Below are 15,810 nucleotides of genomic sequence, written 5' to 3'. Positions count from 1 at the left end.
CGCCGCACCCCCTGCCGCGCCCGGCCCGCCCACGGGGCCGGGAGTGCCGAACCCGCCCGCCGGCCCCGGTGTCGCGCCGCCGTTCGCGGCGCCGCCGGTCGAGGGCCGTCCCACCCGACTCTGGCTGGGGCTCGGCGTCGGGGCGCTCGCACTGGTGCTGTGCTGCGGCGGCGGGGGCGCGGCGGTGATCGGGTTCGTGGTGACCGGTGTGCAGGCGATCGACGAGCAGGGGCGCGCCGCCTCCACCGACTACTACCAGGCGCTGGTGGAACGGGACTACGGTGCCGCCTACGACCAGCTCTGTGCGCAGGCACGGCGGCAGGAGTCGCGGCGGGAGTTCGAGCGGCGGGCCGCCGACGAGCCGCAGGTGACCTCGTTCCGGGTTGGCGAGGTCGACCAGAACACCTTGACCGTGCCGGTTGACGTCACCTTCAGCGGCGGCGACCGCGACCGCCAACAGGTGGACCTTGAGCAGAATCAGCAGACCGGTGAACTGGAGGTGTGCGGGGTCGGCTGAACCGCCCCCGGTATTCTTCTGGGCTCGGGACATCGCCGGTCGTACCGATGTCCGAACCTTGCTCAATCCTGTCCTGTCCCCGCCGACCGCCAGCCGGCGTAGGAGGAAAAATGCCCGCAGACCGTATCGACGCCATCGTCAGCCTCGCCAAGCGTCGGGGTTTCGTCTTCCCGTCCAGCGAGATCTACGGAGGTACCCGTTCGGCGTGGGACTACGGCCCGCTCGGGGTGGAGTTGAAGGAGAACGTCCGCCGGCAGTGGTGGCGCAGCATGGTCCAACAGCGTGACGACGTGGTGGGCCTCGACTCCGCGGTGATCCTGGCCCGTGATGTCTGGGCCGCCTCTGGCCACCTGGACGCGTTCGTGGACCCGCTGACCGAGTGCCAGTCCTGCCACAAGCGGTTCCGGGCCGACCACCTGGAGGAGGCGTACGAGGCCAAGCACGGTCGTCCGCCGGCCTCGTTGGCCGAACTGAACTGCCCGAACTGCGGAAACAAGGGCACCTTCACCGAGCCGCGGATGTTCAACGGTCTGATGAAGACCCACCTGGGCCCGGTGGAGAGCGACGAGGGTCTGCACTACCTGCGACCGGAGACCGCGCAGGGCATCTTCGTCAACTACAAGAATGTCGAGATGGTGGCGCGGAAGAAGCCGCCGTTCGGCATCGCCCAGACCGGCAAGTCCTTCCGCAACGAGATCACTCCGGGGAACTTCATCTTCCGGACCCGCGAGTTCGAGCAGATGGAGATGGAGTTCTTCGTCGAACCGGGCACCGACGAGGGCTGGCACGAGTACTGGCTCGCCGAGCGCTGGAACTGGTACCTCGACCTCGGCCTCAGCGAGCGCAACCTGCGCCGCTACGAGCACCCGCAGGAGAAGCTCTCCCACTACTCGAAGCGTACCGTCGACATCGAGTACCGGTTCCAGTTCGGCGGCACCGAGTTCGCGGAGTTGGAGGGCATCGCCAACCGCACCGACTTCGACCTCTCCACGCACAGCAAGCACTCCGGTGTCGACCTGTCCTACTTCGACCAGGCTCGGGGCGAGCGCTGGGTCCCGTACGTGATCGAGCCGGCGGCCGGCCTCACCCGTGCGGTGCTGGCGTTCCTGCTCGAGGCGTACGACGAGGACGAGGCGCCGAACACCAAGGGTGGAGTGGACAAGCGTACGGTGATGCGCTTCGACCCGCGGCTTGCCCCGGTGAAGGTGGCGGTGCTGCCACTGTCCCGTAACGAGGCGCTCTCGCCGAAGGCCCGGAAGCTCGCCACCGACCTGCGTAAGCGCTGGGTGGTGGAGTTCGACGACTCGCAGGCCATCGGCCGCCGTTACCGTCGGCAGGACGAGATCGGCACCCCGTACTGCGTGACGGTGGACTTCGACACTCTCGACGACGACGCGGTGACCGTGCGGAACCGGGACACGATGGCCCAGGAGCGGATTTCTCTGGACCAGGTCGAGCGGTACCTGATCGAGCGTCTCCCCGGCTGCTGACCGCGGGGCGGCTCCTCCCTCCGCTGGTGCGTCGGCGGAGGGAGGACCAGAGCCTCTTTACACTGGAGCGGTGACCACGACGAAGGCTGCCCCGTCCCGCCCGCTGACCATCGGGCGGCACCAGGTGTGGCCGCCGGTGGTCCTGGCGCCGATGGCGGGCATCACCAACGTCGGGTTCCGTCAGCTCTGCCGGGAACAGGGCGGCGGCATCTACGTCTGCGAGATGATCACGACGGTCGCGCTGGTCGAGCGGAACCCCAAGACGCTGCGCATGATCGCCTTCGGCTCCGGGGAGTCCCCGCGTAGCCTCCAGCTCTACGGCACCGACCCCGACACCACGGCCGCCGCCGTACGCATCGTTGTGGAGCGGGACCTCGCCGACCATATCGACCTGAACTTCGGTTGCCCGGTCCCGAAGGTCACCCGCAGGGGCGGTGGCGCCGCCCTGCCGTGGCGGCGTCGGCTCTTCGCCCGGCTGGTGCGGGCCGCGGTGGACGCCGCGTCACCCGCCGGCGTGCCGGTAACGGTGAAGATGCGCAAGGGCATCGATGACGACCACCTGACGTACGTTGAGGCTGGCCTCGCCGCCCAGGATGCTGGTGCCGCGGCGGTGGCGCTGCACGGGCGTACGGCTGCCCAACGGTATTCGGGGACGGCCGACTGGGACGCCATCGCGACGCTGAAGACGGCGCTGGACGTGCCGGTGCTGGGTAACGGCGACATCTGGGAGGCGGACGACGCGCTGCGGATGGTGGCGCACACCGGAGTTGACGGGGTCGTGGTGGGGCGGGGCTGCCTGGGCCGGCCGTGGCTCTTCGCCGACCTGGAGGCTGCCTTCACCGGTTCGCCGCACCGGCGGCTGCCCACGTTGGGGGAGGTGGCCACGACCATGCGTCGGCACGCGGAGCTGTTGGTCGAGCAGTTCACTGTCGGCGGCCGCGACGCGGCGCGCGGTGAGCGGGACGGCTGCACCGACTTCCGGAAGCACGTCGCCTGGTACCTGAAGGGCTTTCCGGTCGGTAGCGAGCTGCGTCGGGCGCTCGCGATGATCGAAAGCTTGGCGCACCTCGACGACCTGCTCGGCAAGCTCGACCCGGCGGCGCCGTTCCCGGTGGAGACGCTGGGCCAGCCACGGGGTCGGACCAACTCGCCGGGCAAGGTGTTCCTGCCGAACGGATGGCTGGACAGCCGGGACGACGACACGGTTCCGCAGGGCGCGGAGTTGGCCGACTCGGGCGGCTGACTCGGCCGCGGGGATGACCAAGGGCCGGCCCCTCGTGGGGCCGGCCCTTGGTCGGTTGGTCGGTGGTCAGCTGGTGGAGTAGCCGCGGGTGGCGATCCAGTCCGCGAGGTCTTCGGTGGTGAGCCAGTACTCGGCGGTGTTCGGGTTCGCCGAGTCGGCGATCCTCACCTGGTCGCCGGCGTCGCGGTAGCCGGTGACGGAGATGTAGTGGCCGCCGGCGAAGGAGTGGCTGTCGCCGCTGGTGTCGGTGGCGGTGCCGGCGATGTTGGCCACGACGGCGCGGCCGTCGTCAACGGTGCGGATGATGTCCTCGCGCAGGGTGTCGGTCTGCGTGTCGTCGGCCATCGGGGTGGAGATCTCGACGCTGCGGTACACGTCGGTGCCGGTCTCGGTGTTCAGCACCGGGGTGATGTCGTTGATGGAGTCGGTGCCGGCTTCGGTGGTGCCCATCCGCTCGGCCATCGCGTCAACGTCGATGTCCTTGCCCTGTACGGACAGGGCGTTGCGGGCGGCGGCGGGGCCGCAGTAGTAGAAGTTCGGCTGGGCCTCGTAGTCGACCGGGAGCACGCGGGTGCCATCGCGCTGGCTCTGCGCGGTGGGCTGCGTGGTGGGGGCGGCGAAGGCGGCGGTCGCGGGGGCGGCGATGGCGCCACCGGTGGCGATCAGGCCAGCAGCGGTCAGGGCGGTCTTGCGGAGGATGTCGGTACGCATGGTGATCGAAGCCTTCCGCTCGGGGGTGCCCGCGAGCGCGGGGGTGCGCCAGCGGGTCAGGAGAGGTGGTTCGATGAGAAATCAGGGGGCCCGGCCCGGTGAGGGGTGCTCCTCGGGCGGCCCGGGGATGTAACCACCGCCGGCCCTGACGCATTCCGGGATCCGGGGGCGACCGCCGGTGACCGACGGTCTGGCAGGGGTGCGCGTCGGCTGCCCCGCATGGTTACGCCAGGTATAACCGCCCGACCCCGTCAGCGATTCCCCGCCGACGGTGACCCGGGCCACCCGGGAAACCACTCAAACGGGGCGATCGGGTGCCATGTTCCAGCCCCAGGCGTCCCCCAAACCGGATATTTTGCCCAGATGGCCTCGTTGGCGACGCCGTGGTCCGGTGCGGCTGGACCCGCCACCTTCGCTATCCCCGCCCGGTACGGGGACGCGGCGCGGGTGGCGCGACCTGCGCCGTCGGCGGGTCGGCGGGCGTTGTTGGCCAGGGGATCTCGGGGGAGCGGTGGAAGGCGATCCCGGCTGCCGTCCAGCGGGGTCCGTGCCCGGCCAACCGGGTGCGGAACGCCGCCCAGTCGTGGGTGGCCCGCGGTGACCAGCCCAGCTCCGCGATGGCGGGCAGCCGGGGCAGGAGCATGAACTCGATCTCCGCCAGCGAGGTGACCGACTCGGTCCAGAGCGGGGCCTCCACGCCCAGCACCGCCTCCGCCGGCACCTCCGTCACCCGGGTCGCCGGATCCCAGTCGTACGCCCGCCGTACGTCGATCAGGCCAGCCCAGTCATGCCCGATCGGGGTGTCGGAGGTGTACTTCATGTCCAGATACGCGTGGTTGCCGGGGGAGAGGATCAGCCGGGCGCCTCGGCGGACCGCGTCGGCGGTCGTCGGGTCGACGCCGTCGGTGCCCCACCACTGGAGTACCCGCCCCTCGCTGTGGGCTGCCGGAGCCAGCTGGTGCCAGCCCACCACCGTCTTGCCGAACTCGGCCACGATGCGTTGCGCCCGCTCGACGAATCCGGTGTACGCCGCTCCCTTTACTGCGAAGGCCTCGTCGCCGCCGATGTGCAGGAACGGCCCGGGAGTGCGCGCGGCGACCTCCCCCAGCACGTCGGCGACGAATTCGTACGTCTGTGCGTTGGTCGGGTCCAAGTAGCTGAAGCCGACATCGGTGCCGGTGTAGGGCACCGGTGTGGTCCCCTCCGGGGCCAGCTCCGGGTAGGCGGTCAGCGCGGCGTTGGTGTGCCCCGGCAGGTCGATCTCCGGAACGACGGTGAGGTGCCGCTCGCCCGCGTACGCGACGATCCGCTGGTAGTCGGCCGGGGTGTACCACCCGCCGGGGGAGCCACCGACCGCCGTGTGGGCGCCGATTGTGGTCAGTCGCGGCCGGGACTCGACCGCGATCCGCCAACCCTGGTCATCGGTGAGGTGCAGATGCAGGTGGTTGAGCTTGTAGCGGGTGAGATGGTCGATCACCCGCAGGACGTCGTCGACCCCGAAGAAGTGGCGGGCCACGTCGAGCATGGCGCCCCGGTACGGAAAGCGTGGCCGGTCGGTGATCGATCCACCGGGCAGCGTCCAGGCGGCGCGGACCGGAGTGCTGCTCTCGATCGTGGCCGGGAGGAGCTGGCGCAGGGTTTGGATGCCGTGGTGGAGCCCGGCCGCCGTGGCGGCACTGATCCGGACGCCGGTCGGCGTGACGTCGAGTCGGTAGCCCTCGGGGCCGAGGTCGGGCTGCTGCACGAGGACGAGCGCGATGTCGTCGGCCAGCTCGGGGTGCTGCGCTTCGGTGATCGGGAGCCGATATCCGGTGGCCGGCCGGAGCAGGTCGGCGAGGCGTTCGGCGACGGCCCGCGCGTCGGGTTCGGGGCTGACCCGGACTGTCGTGTCGGCCGACAGTGTGAAGTCGGCGCGGGGATCCGGTCGCACCTGTTCGGGTGCGGGCACCACGTCGCCCAGCCGGACCGGGGCGGGGGCGAGTCCGGTGCCTGCTTCGTGGGCCGCCAGCCGGGCCAGCTCGCCCGCTGCCGGCTGGGCGGTCGCTGGGCGGGACGTCGTCGGGATGCTCGTGCCGCCGTCGGTGGCCGGCACGGTGCCCGTCGCGCCCGAGGTCGCGGGTGCGGGCCGGTGCTCCGGCTGCTGCGGCGAGGTGGCGGGGGTGGGGTGCACGGAGCTGCCTTTCGGGGGTGTATTCGCGGCGGTTGTGGCAAGGCTTCACGAGGGCGTGCATCAAGGGTACGGGGCGGGGCGGATGCGTGATCGTGCGCGTGGAAGCGATTCCAAACACGGGTACGAACACGGAAAGTGGGGATGGCTGTGCCGATTGTCACCGAACGGTCCCTGGAGGTCCGATGTTCGCCTAATCTTCGCCCCACGATCGACAGCGTGCCCACGGACAGTCGGCGCCCGGCCGGTAGGTGGCAGCTGAACCTTCGTCAGATGACACATTCGGCGTGCGTGGGAGGCTCTGGTGGCAGCACAGGAGACAGTCGATCACAAGTACGTCTATGACTTCGCCGAGGGGAACAAGGACCAGAAGGATCTCCTTGGCGGCAAGGGCGCCAACCTGGCCGAGATGACCAACATCGGCCTGCCCGTGCCGCCCGGTTTCACGATCACCACCACGGCGTGCCAGGCGTACCTTACTACCGGCAAAGAGCCGACCGGTCTCGCCGATCAGGTCGGCTCCCACCTCGAGGCCCTGGAACGGGAGATGGGCCGAACCCTCGGTGACCCGGAGGACCCACTGCTGGTCTCGGTGCGCTCCGGCGCCAAGTTCTCGATGCCGGGCATGATGGAGACCGTCCTCAACGTCGGCCTCAACGACCGGAGCGTCGTGGGGCTGGCCCGACAGGCCGGGGGCTCGACGGGCCCCGACTCCTCCAGCGACAGCGACCGGTTCGCGTGGGACTCCTACCGTCGCCTGATCCAGATGTTCGGCAAGACCGTCTGCGATGTGCCCGGGGAGGACTTCGAGCACGCCCTCGACGACGCCAAGCGCGCCAAGGGCAGCGACCTGGACCTGGACCTGGACGCCGACGATCTCCGCGCGCTGGTCGTCACCTACAAGAAGATCTTCCGTCAGCGCACCGGACGGGAGTTCCCGCAGGAGCCGCGGGAGCAGCTGGACCTCGCGATCCGGGCGGTCTTCGAGTCGTGGAACGCCGAGCGGGCGGTGATCTACCGCCGCCAGGAGCGACTTCCCGCCGAGGCGGGTACCGCGGTGAACGTGGTCGCCATGGTCTTCGGCAACCTCGGTACGGACTCCGGGACCGGCGTCGCCTTCACCCGCGACCCCGCCAGCGGGGCCCAGGGCATCTACGGCGACTACCTGGCCAACGCACAGGGCGAGGATGTTGTCTCCGGGATCCGCAACACGGTGCCGCTGCAGGAGCTGGAGCGGATCGACAAGAACTCCTACGACGAACTGCTCGACTACATGGCCCGGCTCGAGCGGCACTACAAGGATCTCTGTGACATCGAGTTCACCATCGAGCGGGGCAAACTGTGGATGCTCCAGACCCGGGTCGGCAAGCGCACCGCCGCCGCCGCGTTCAACATCGCCGGGCAGCTTGTGGACGAGGGACTCATCGACCTGGACGAGGCGCTGCACCGGGTCAACGGTGCCCAGCTCGCCCAGCTGATGTTCCCGCGCTTCAAACTGGACCACGAGTTTCAGCCGGTCGCCACCGGCATCGGTGCCTCTCCGGGTGCGGCCGTCGGTAAGGTGGTCTTCACCTCTGCCCGCGCGGTGGAGCTGGCCGGGCAGGGCGAGGCGGTGATTCTGGTCCGTCGGGAGACCAACCCCGACGACCTCAACGGCATGATCGCCGCGCAGGGCATTCTCACCTCGCGGGGCGGGAAGACCAGCCACGCCGCTGTGGTGGCCCGAGGCATGGGCAAGACCTGTGTCTCCGGCGCCGACCAACTCGACGTGGACATCCCGGCGAAGCGGTTTGCCGTGGCCGGACACACCGTCAACGAGGGCGACGTGGTGTCGATCGACGGCACCACCGGCAAGGTCTACCTGGGCGAGGTGCCGGTGATGCCGTCCGAGGTGGTGCGGTACTTCGAGGGCACCCTCGACCCGGAGCGGACCGACGACGTACTGGTGCGGGCCGTACACCGGGTCATGACCCACGCCGATTCCCGGCGACGGTTGGCCGTGCGGACGAACGCTGACACCAAGGCGGACGCGGCGCGCGCCCGGCGCTTCGGCGCGCAGGGGATCGGCCTGTGCCGCACCGAGCACATGTTCCTCGGCGACCGGCGGGAACTGGTCGAGCGGCTCATCCTCGCCTCCACCGACGCCGACCGGGAGCAGGCACTCGCCGCGTTGCTGCCGTTGCAACGGGCGGACTTCATCGAGATCTTCCGCGAGATGGACGGGCTGCCGGTCACCGTGCGGTTGATCGACCCGCCGCTGCACGAGTTCCTTCCCCCGCTGGAGCAGCTCGCGGTCAACGTGGCAGTGGCCCAGGAGCGTGGCGAGGCCGCGGCCCGGGAGGAGGCGTTGCTGGCCGCCGTGCGGCGGATGCACGAGGAGAACCCGATGCTCGGCCTGCGTGGTGTCCGGCTCGGCCTGGTCATTCCCGGCCTGTTCGCCATGCAGGTCCGTGCGATCACGGAGGCTGCCGTTGCGGTCACCGAGTCCGGTGGGTCCGCCTTCCCGGAGATCATGGTCCCGTTGGTCGGCGCGGTGCAGGAGCTGGAGACGGTACGCGCCGAGACCGAGAAGATCATCGCCGAGGTGGTCGGCGGCAGTGGTGTCGAGGTGTTGATCGGCACGATGATCGAGGTGCCGCGGGCGGCGCTGACCGCCGGCGAGATCGCCGAGGCGGCGCAGTTCTTCTCGTTTGGCACCAACGACCTGACCCAGATGGCGTGGGGCTTTTCCCGCGACGATGTGGAGGGCGCCTTCTTCTGGCGCTACCTTGAGCTGGGCATCTTCGGTATCTCGCCGTTCGAGTCGATCGACCGGGACGGGGTGGGCCGGCTGGTGCGGATCGCCGCCGAGGAGGGGCGGGCCGCCCGATCGGAGCTGAAGCTCGGCGTCTGCGGCGAGCACGGCGGTGACCCCGACTCGGTTCACTTCTTCCATGAGGTTGGGCTGGACTACGTCTCGTGCTCGCCGTTCCGGGTGCCGGTCGCCCGGTTGGAGGCGGGGCGGGCCGCGGTGGAGACCGCCGGATCAGACAGCCGCTGACCGTGCCGGGTGGTGGTGCAGCGGCACCACCACCCGGCCCCCTGCCGGTGAGGGCAATGCGTCGGCGTGGGCAGACCACCGACCGTCGGCAGGCCCACCCGTGCGCCGGCGAGCACGACCGGCGTAACGTGGCGGAATGAGCCCGGTCGGCCCGGACGCGCGCCGGTGGGTGGACGAGCCCGCGAAGGACACCGGGCAGGGCCGGTCGGCATTCGAGCGAGACCGCGCCCGGGTGCTGCACTCGGCGGCCTTCCGGCGACTCGCCGCCAAGACTCAGGTACACACGGCCGGCACCGACGACTTCCTCCGAACCCGGTTGACCCACTCGTTGGAGGTCGCCCAGATCGCCCGCGAGATGGGCAGCCGACTCGGCTGCGACCCCGACGTGGTGGACACCGCCGGGCTCGCCCACGACCTCGGGCACCCGCCGTTCGGGCACAGCGGCGAGGAGGCACTGGACGCCCTCGCCACGACCTGCGGCGGCTTCGAGGGCAACGCGCAGACGCTGCGCGTACTCACCCGCCTGGAGGCGAAGGTGATCGGCCCGAACGGCGCCTCCGCCGGGCTGAATCTCACCCGGGCTTCCCTCGACGCGGTCAGCAAGTATCCCTGGCCGCGCCGGACGGGGGAGCGCAAGTTCGGTGTGTACGCCGATGATCACCCGGTCTTCGAGTGGCTGCGCGCGGACGTGCCGGACGGGCGGCGGTGTCTGGAGGCGCAGGTGATGGACTGGGCCGACGATGTCGCGTACTCGGTGCACGACGTCGAGGACGGCATTCACGGCGGGTACGTGACGCTGCGTCCGCTACTGGCCGACGCCGACGAGCGGGCGGCGCTGAGTGCCGATGTCGCGACGACCTACTCCGGCGAGTCCTCCTCCGACCTCGCTGAGGTGCTGGCTGACCTACTCGCCGACCCACTGCTCGCGTCGCTATCGGGCTACGACGGCAGTTACCGGGCGCAGACCGCGCTGAAGGCGACCACCAGCGCACTGACCGGTCGCTTCGTCGCCGCCGCTGTGGCCGCCACCCGGCGCCGGTTCGGGCCCGGCCCGCACCGGCGGTACGCCGCCGACCTGGTCGTGCCACGCGAGGTCCGGGCCCGGTGCGCGCTGCTCAAGGGCATCGCCCTGCGGTACGTGCTGCGTCGCCCCGGCTCCGCCGCCCGTTACGAGCGGCAACAACAGCTCCTCGCCGGACTGGTCGCGGGCCTGGCCGACCGGGCGCCCGAGGCGTTGGACGCGGTGTTCGCCCCGCTGTGGCGGGCTGCCGGTGACGACGCGGCCCGGCTGCGGGTGGTGGTGGATCAGGTGGCATCGTTGACGGATCCGGCGGCGGTGCAGCGGCACGCCCGGCTCTTTGGTGGCCCGACCGACGCCGGCGGGTGGTGCGACTTAGGTTAACCTAACCGCATGACGGATCGTCCGAAGAAGGTCACGTCCACTCACGTCGTCCGGATCGGACGACCCACCCCGCACGTCGTTCGGCTGGTCCTCGGCGGCGACGAGCTGGCCGGCCTGCCGGTCGGCGAGTTCACCGACCACTACATCAAGTTTCTCTTCCCGGTGCCCGGGGCGGTGTACCCGGAGCCGATCGACCTGGCCGTGATCCGCCGGGAACTGCCGGCCGCGCAGTGGCCGCGGCTGCGCGCGTACACCGTACGGGCCTTCGACGCCAACGCCGGTGAGCTGACCGTGGACGTGGTGTACCACGGTGACGAGGGGCTGGCTGGGCCGTGGGCCGCGGCGTTGCGCCCCGGTGACCCGGTGCACTTCGTCGGCCCGGGTGGGGCGTACGCCCCGAGCCCCGACGCCGACTGGCACCTGCTGGTCGGCGACGAGAGTGCCCTGCCGGCCATCGCCGTCGCTCTGGAGCGGCTGCCCGCCGGCGCGCCGGCCACCGTCCTCGTCGAGACCAGTGGCCCGGACGAGGAACAGCCGCTGCCCAGCCCGGGGCAGGTGCGGCTGACCTGGCTGCACCGGGGCGACCGACCGGTGGGCGCGGCGCTGGTCGAGGCGGTCCGCGCGCTGGACTTCCCGCCCGGGGTGCACGCGTTCGTGCATGGGGAGGCGGCCTTTGTCCGAGAGCTGCGCCGGTTGCTGCGTGTGGATCGGGGTGTCCCACGCCAGCAGCTCTCCATCTCCGGCTACTGGCGCCGCGGCGTGGATGACGAGGGCTGGCGGGCCAGCAAGGCGGAGTGGAACCGCCAGGTCGAGGCCGAGGAGTCCGTCGCCACCCTGGCCTGACACCGACCCTTCCGATTCCGCCCCGCTGCCACCCCCGCCACCCGGAGGATGGCAGGGGGCCATCGGTGGACAGGCGGGCAGTGGCCCGCCAGCGGAAGGGTGAACATGGGCGGACAGGCGGGGCGGCGACCCGCCCACGAGAGCGTGGACCGGTTGCTGCTGGGTCTCGCTGTCGGCGGGGTGCTGGCCATCGTGGTCTGGGGCATCCTGGCGTCGGAGTCGATCTCCGCGGTCGGTGAGACCGGGCTGACCTGGGTCATCACCACGTTTGGCTGGTTGTTCGTCGTGGCGGCGAACACCTTCCTGGTACTGACCTTCGTGCTGGCGTTCTCCCGGCTCGGCACCATTCGGTTGGGCGCCGACACCGAGCGACCGGAGTTCAGCAACCTGGCCTGGATCGCCATGATGTTCAGCGCCGGTATGGGGATCGGCCTGGTCTTCTTCGCCGTGGCCGAGCCGATCCAGCACTATGCGTCGCCGCCGCCGGCCACCGGAACCGAGCCGGAGACCGGCACCGCCGCCTCGGTCGCCATGCAGTTCACCCTCTTCCACTGGACGCTGCACCCATGGGCGATCTACGCCATAGTGGCACTCGCCCTGGCGTACTCGACCTTCCGCAAGGGGCGGGAGAACCGAATCTCGGCGGTGTTCCGCCCGGTGCTCGGCCCCCGGGCCGGGGGTACGGTCGGGCGCTTGATCGACCTGCTGGCGGTCTTCGCCACCGTCTTCGGCTCGGCGACCAGCCTCGGCCTCGGCGCGCTCCAGGTCGCCGCGGGCCTGGACCGGGTCGTCGGGGTTCCCAACACCAGGGCGGTGGAGCTGGTAGTGATCGGGGCGTTGACCCTGGCCTTCGTCGTCTCGGCCTTCTCCGGGCTGTACCGGGGCATCAAGTGGCTGTCCACCACCAACGTGGTGCTGGCGGTGTTGTTGATGCTCTTCGTCTTCGTGGTCGGCCCGACGGTCTACGTCCTCGATGTGCTGCCCGCCTCGATCGGCGACTACCTCAGCAACCTGGTCTTCATGTCGACCCGAACCGGTGCCTTCTCCGAGCCGTCCTGGCTGGGCTCCTGGACGGTCTTCTACTGGGCGTGGTGGATCTCCTGGGCGCCGTTCGTCGGCACCTTCATCGCCCGCATCTCCCGGGGCCGTACGGTGCGGCAGTTCCTGATCGGCGTGCTGCTGGTGCCGAGCGGAGCCAGCGTGGTCTGGTTCGCGGTGCTGGGCGGCAGCGCGCTGCGGGTGCAGGCCACCGGGGGCGCGGACCTGGTCGCCGAGACCGCCGCCGGGAGCGAGGAGGCGCTCTTCGGGCTGCTCGAGGCGCTGCCGCTGGGGGCGTTGACCAGCGCGCTGGCCATAACGCTGGTGACGCTGTACTTCGTCACCAGCGCCGACTCCGCCTCCCTCGTGCTCGCGTCGCTGACCTCCCGGGGCGCGCTGCGCCCGCGCCGGGTGCTCGTCGTCGCCTGGGGCGTGCTGATCGGTGCCACCGCCGCGGTGCTGCTGCTGGCCGGGGAGCTGAGTGCGCTCCAGCAGGCGACGATCATGGTTGCGTTGCCGTTCGTGGTGGTGATGCTCGGCCTTGCCTGGTCACTGGTCAAAGAGTTGCTCCAGGACCCGGTGGTGCGGGCACGCCCGCCGCACGGGCACGGGTTGGCCGAGGCCCTCCACCACGCCCGCTCGACCGAGGAGGAGCAGGAGTAGCCCTCCGATCCCCCCGGTCCTTACGGTGCCGGCCCCGCTGAGCTGGATTCGGGCGGCGTTGCCCGGCCCGCGTCCCCCGGCCACGGCGAGGTCGGTCGGACAGGGCAGGATGTACGGCGAGGAGGTGGCGGAGATGACGGGGCGGATCCGGGACGAGGACATCGCGTTGGTCCGCGAGCGCACCTCGATCGCGGAGGTCATCTCCGATACGGTCACCCTGCGGTCTGCTGGTGGCGGCAACCTGAAAGGGCTCTGCCCGTTCCACGACGAGAAGAGCCCGTCGTTCAACGTGTCACCAGCCCGAAATGTCTGGTATTGCTTTGGCTGCGGCGCCGGCGGCGACGCCATCAAGTTCCTGATGGATGCCGAGCATCTCAGCTTCGTCGAGTCCGTCGAGCGGCTGGCCGCCCGCGTCGGTCTGCAGCTCCGCTACGTGGCGACCGACCACACCACCCCCCGCGCTCGGCCGCAGCAGGGGCAGCGGCAGCGGTTGGTCGCCGCGCACGCCGCCGCGGTCGAGTTCTATCGGGCTCAGCTCACCACCCCCGGAGCCCGACCGGCTCGCGAGTTCCTCGCCCGGCGTGGTTTCGACAAGGCCGCTGCCGAGCGGTATGCCTGCGGCTTCGCGCCCGACGGGTGGGACCTGTTGACCCGCCACCTGCGTCAGCAGGGATTCAGCCACGATGAGCTGGTGACCGCCGGGCTGTCCCGGCCGGCCCGGTCGGGCAGCCTCATCGACCGGTTCCGTCGCCGGCTGCTCTGGCCCATCCGGGACCTGACCGGCGACGTCGTTGGCTTCGGTGCCCGCAAGCTCTTCGACGACGACGACAGCCCGAAGTACCTGAACACCCCCGAGACGCCGATCTACAAGAAGTCCCACGTCCTCTACGGCATCGACCAGGCCAAACGGGAGATCGCCAAGCAGGGCAAGGTCGTCGTGGTCGAGGGCTACACCGACGTGATGGCCTGTCACCTGGCCGGGGTGCCGACCGCCGTGGCGACCTGTGGCACCGCCTTCGGCACCGACCACATCGGGGTGCTGCGTCGGCTGCTGCTGGACACCGACGCCGTTGCCGGGGAGATCATCTTTACCTTCGACGGGGACGCGGCCGGGCAGAAGGCGGCGCTACGCGCCTTCGACGACGATCAGCGCTTCGTCGGACGCACCTTCATCGCGGTCAGCCCGGACGGCATGGACCCTTGCGAGCTGCGGCTGGCCAAGGGAGAGCTGGCCGTTCGTGACCTGGTCGCGAGCCGTGAACCGCTGGTCGACTTCGCGCTGCGGCACGTGATCGGCCGGCACGACCTCGACACCGTCGACGGCCGGGTGGAGGCGATGCGCCGGGCGGCCCCGCTGGTCGCCAAAATCAAAGACCGAGAGAAGCGCCCAGAGTACGTCCGCAAGCTCGCCGGGGACCTCGGCATGGAGATCGAGCCGGTTCAGCGGGCCGTACTGGCTGCCGCCCACGCCCCCGGCAAGACCAACACCGCGTCCCGCGGGGCCCCGGCACAGCCGCAGTCGCCGTCACCGGCGGACAGCCCACAGGTCACCGTCGAGCGGGAGGCGCTGAAGCTGGCCCTTCAGGCGCCGGTGCTCGCCGGGCCGATGTTCGACGCCGTGGAGGCCACGGAGTACCGCAATCCGGTGCACGTCGCGGTCCGGGCGGCGGTGGCGGCGGCTGGGGGAGCGGCGGCGGCTACCGGTGGTGCGGTCTGGATCGAGTCGGTCCGCCACGCATGCGAGGACCTCGCCGCCCAGGCGCTCGTCGGCGAGCTGGCTGTCGAGCCGCTGCGAATCGACGGCGAGCTCGATCCGCGCTACGTGTCGGTGACGATGGCCCGCCTCCAGTGGGGAGCGGTGACCGGCCGGATCCGGGAGCTCAAGTCGAGAATTCAGCGGATCAACCCGGTCAGCAGCAAGGACGAGTACTTCGCCGCCTTCGGCGAGTTGCTGTCCCTCGAGCAACACGCCCGGGCGCTGCGTGAGCAGGCCGCTGGTGGGTTGTGACGCCGACCGCCGTCGAGGTGCGGGGCTGATTGTCGTGGGAGGGTGCTAGATGGGGTTGTTCCGCCGCCGGCCGAAACTGTCGCCGGCAGACCGCCCGCCGCTCGTCGCCGGTGAGCGGGTGCTCGCCTGGGCTGCCGCCGGGGGTTGCGCGGAGGGCAGCGTACTGGTGGCCACCAACCTCGGGCTCTGGCTACCCCGGCGTGCGGAGCGGCTGGGCTGGCACGACATCCTCCGGGCGGTCTGGTCTGGGCGGGAATTGGTGGTCACCGCCGCCGAGCGCGTCGTCGAACGCGACGACTACCTGGTGGTGGCCGACCGACCCACCGAGACCTACCCGCTGCTGGACCCGGGGGAGCTACCGCACCAGGTGCGAGATCGGGTGACCCGCTCGGTGGCGTACACCGAGGCGTACCCGGTGCCCGGTGGTGAGGGCCGGGTGGTCGCCCGGCGGGTGCCAGGGGTCGATGGGCTGACCTGGACTGTCCGGTACGAGCCGGGCACCCCGGTCGACGATCCGGCGGTTCGGGCGGAGACCGAGCGCCTGGTCGCCGCGGCCCGCGCCGCGACCACCGCACCGCAGATCTGACAGCGCGGCCAGGGGGCGGTGGCGCTGTCGGTCACCGCGGGGCTGGACCGGCTGGCTGGGCGGAAACTCGGTGGGGAGTGTCGGACCTGGTGGCTAGGGTCA

Annotated in this window: 11 protein-coding genes; 9 read left to right on the top strand and 2 right to left on the bottom strand. The window is 70.8% G+C overall.

Features of this window, described 5'->3' with window-relative positions; all coding sequences use genetic code 11:
- The first annotated feature begins 43 nt into the window (after positions 1 to 43).
- From STROP_RS17230 to dusB, 3 genes are all read left to right on the top strand, one after another.
- Positions 44 to 517, top strand: a complete 474-nt coding sequence (locus tag STROP_RS17230) for an Rv0361 family membrane protein (protein ID WP_012014640.1) — start codon at positions 44 to 46, stop codon at positions 515 to 517.
- 110 nt (positions 518 to 627) lie between these two features.
- Positions 628 to 2,007: a glycine--tRNA ligase gene (locus STROP_RS17225; protein WP_012014639.1), complete on the top strand. Its 1,380-nt coding sequence runs from the start codon at positions 628 to 630 to the stop codon at positions 2,005 to 2,007.
- Positions 2,008 to 2,077: 70 nt separating this feature from the next.
- The gene (gene dusB / locus STROP_RS17220) at positions 2,078 to 3,250 is read left to right on the top strand and encodes a tRNA dihydrouridine synthase DusB (RefSeq protein ID WP_018833722.1); all 1,173 of its coding nucleotides are present in this window, start codon (positions 2,078 to 2,080) and stop codon (positions 3,248 to 3,250) included.
- 66 nt (positions 3,251 to 3,316) lie between these two features.
- Here the strand turns inward: dusB and STROP_RS17215 are convergent, their stop codons facing one another.
- Together STROP_RS17215 and STROP_RS17210 are read right to left on the bottom strand one after the other, a co-directional pair.
- On the bottom strand, positions 3,317 to 3,961 hold the full coding sequence (locus STROP_RS17215) for a C39 family peptidase (protein WP_012014637.1): 645 nt from the start codon (positions 3,959 to 3,961) through the stop codon (positions 3,317 to 3,319).
- Positions 3,962 to 4,376: 415 nt separating this feature from the next.
- On the bottom strand, positions 4,377 to 6,131 hold the full coding sequence (locus STROP_RS17210; protein ID WP_012014636.1) for a beta-N-acetylhexosaminidase: 1,755 nt from the start codon (positions 6,129 to 6,131) through the stop codon (positions 4,377 to 4,379).
- Between the two features lie 301 nt (positions 6,132 to 6,432).
- Here STROP_RS17210 and ppdK point away from each other — a divergent pair, with 301 nt between their 5' ends.
- The 6 genes from ppdK (at position 6,433) to STROP_RS17180 (ending at position 15,708) form a co-directional block, all read left to right on the top strand.
- Positions 6,433 to 9,168: a pyruvate, phosphate dikinase gene (gene ppdK, locus STROP_RS17205; protein WP_012014635.1), complete on the top strand. Its 2,736-nt coding sequence runs from the start codon at positions 6,433 to 6,435 to the stop codon at positions 9,166 to 9,168.
- A gap of 136 nt (positions 9,169 to 9,304) precedes the next feature.
- Positions 9,305 to 10,570 (top strand): deoxyguanosinetriphosphate triphosphohydrolase, encoded by a 1,266-nt coding sequence (locus STROP_RS17200; RefSeq protein ID WP_012014634.1) that lies wholly within the window; start codon positions 9,305 to 9,307, stop codon positions 10,568 to 10,570.
- A gap of 9 nt (positions 10,571 to 10,579) precedes the next feature.
- On the top strand, positions 10,580 to 11,413 hold the full coding sequence (locus STROP_RS17195; RefSeq protein WP_012014633.1) for a siderophore-interacting protein: 834 nt from the start codon (positions 10,580 to 10,582) through the stop codon (positions 11,411 to 11,413).
- A gap of 105 nt (positions 11,414 to 11,518) precedes the next feature.
- Complete coding sequence (locus STROP_RS17190; RefSeq protein ID WP_012014632.1) at positions 11,519 to 13,114, top strand: BCCT family transporter; 1,596 nt, start codon at positions 11,519 to 11,521, stop codon at positions 13,112 to 13,114.
- Positions 13,115 to 13,223: 109 nt separating this feature from the next.
- Positions 13,224 to 15,122 carry a DNA primase gene (dnaG, locus tag STROP_RS17185; RefSeq protein WP_012014631.1) on the top strand — a complete coding sequence of 633 codons (1,899 nt, stop codon included), beginning with the start codon at positions 13,224 to 13,226 and terminating at the stop codon, positions 15,120 to 15,122.
- Between the two features lie 49 nt (positions 15,123 to 15,171).
- Complete coding sequence (locus tag STROP_RS17180) at positions 15,172 to 15,708, top strand: hypothetical protein (RefSeq protein ID WP_012014630.1); 537 nt, start codon at positions 15,172 to 15,174, stop codon at positions 15,706 to 15,708.
- Positions 15,709 to 15,810 lie beyond the last annotated feature (102 nt).

Source organism: Salinispora tropica CNB-440, assembly GCF_000016425.1.
GTDB classification, from domain to species: Bacteria; Actinomycetota; Actinomycetes; order Mycobacteriales; family Micromonosporaceae; genus Micromonospora; species Micromonospora tropica.
The sequence above is the reverse complement of the archived record's forward strand: the minus strand, read 5'-3'. Positions and strand labels throughout refer to the sequence as shown.

Bases quoted from the DNA above. Each gene is read 5' to 3' on its own strand.
- STROP_RS17225 (WP_012014639.1), top strand. From the start codon at position 628: ATGCCCGCAGACCGTATCGACGCCATCGTCAGCCTCGCCAAGCGTCGG.
- STROP_RS17215 (WP_012014637.1), bottom strand. From the start codon at position 3,961: ATGCGTACCGACATCCTCCGCAAGACCGCCCTGACCGCTGCTGGCCTG.
- STROP_RS17200 (WP_012014634.1), top strand. From the start codon at position 9,305: ATGAGCCCGGTCGGCCCGGACGCGCGCCGGTGGGTGGACGAGCCCGCG.
- STROP_RS17195 (WP_012014633.1), top strand. From the start codon at position 10,580: ATGACGGATCGTCCGAAGAAGGTCACGTCCACTCACGTCGTCCGGATC.
- STROP_RS17190 (WP_012014632.1), top strand. From the start codon at position 11,519: ATGGGCGGACAGGCGGGGCGGCGACCCGCCCACGAGAGCGTGGACCGG.
- dnaG (WP_012014631.1), top strand. From the start codon at position 13,224: ATGTACGGCGAGGAGGTGGCGGAGATGACGGGGCGGATCCGGGACGAG.
- STROP_RS17180 (WP_012014630.1), top strand. From the start codon at position 15,172: ATGGGGTTGTTCCGCCGCCGGCCGAAACTGTCGCCGGCAGACCGCCCG.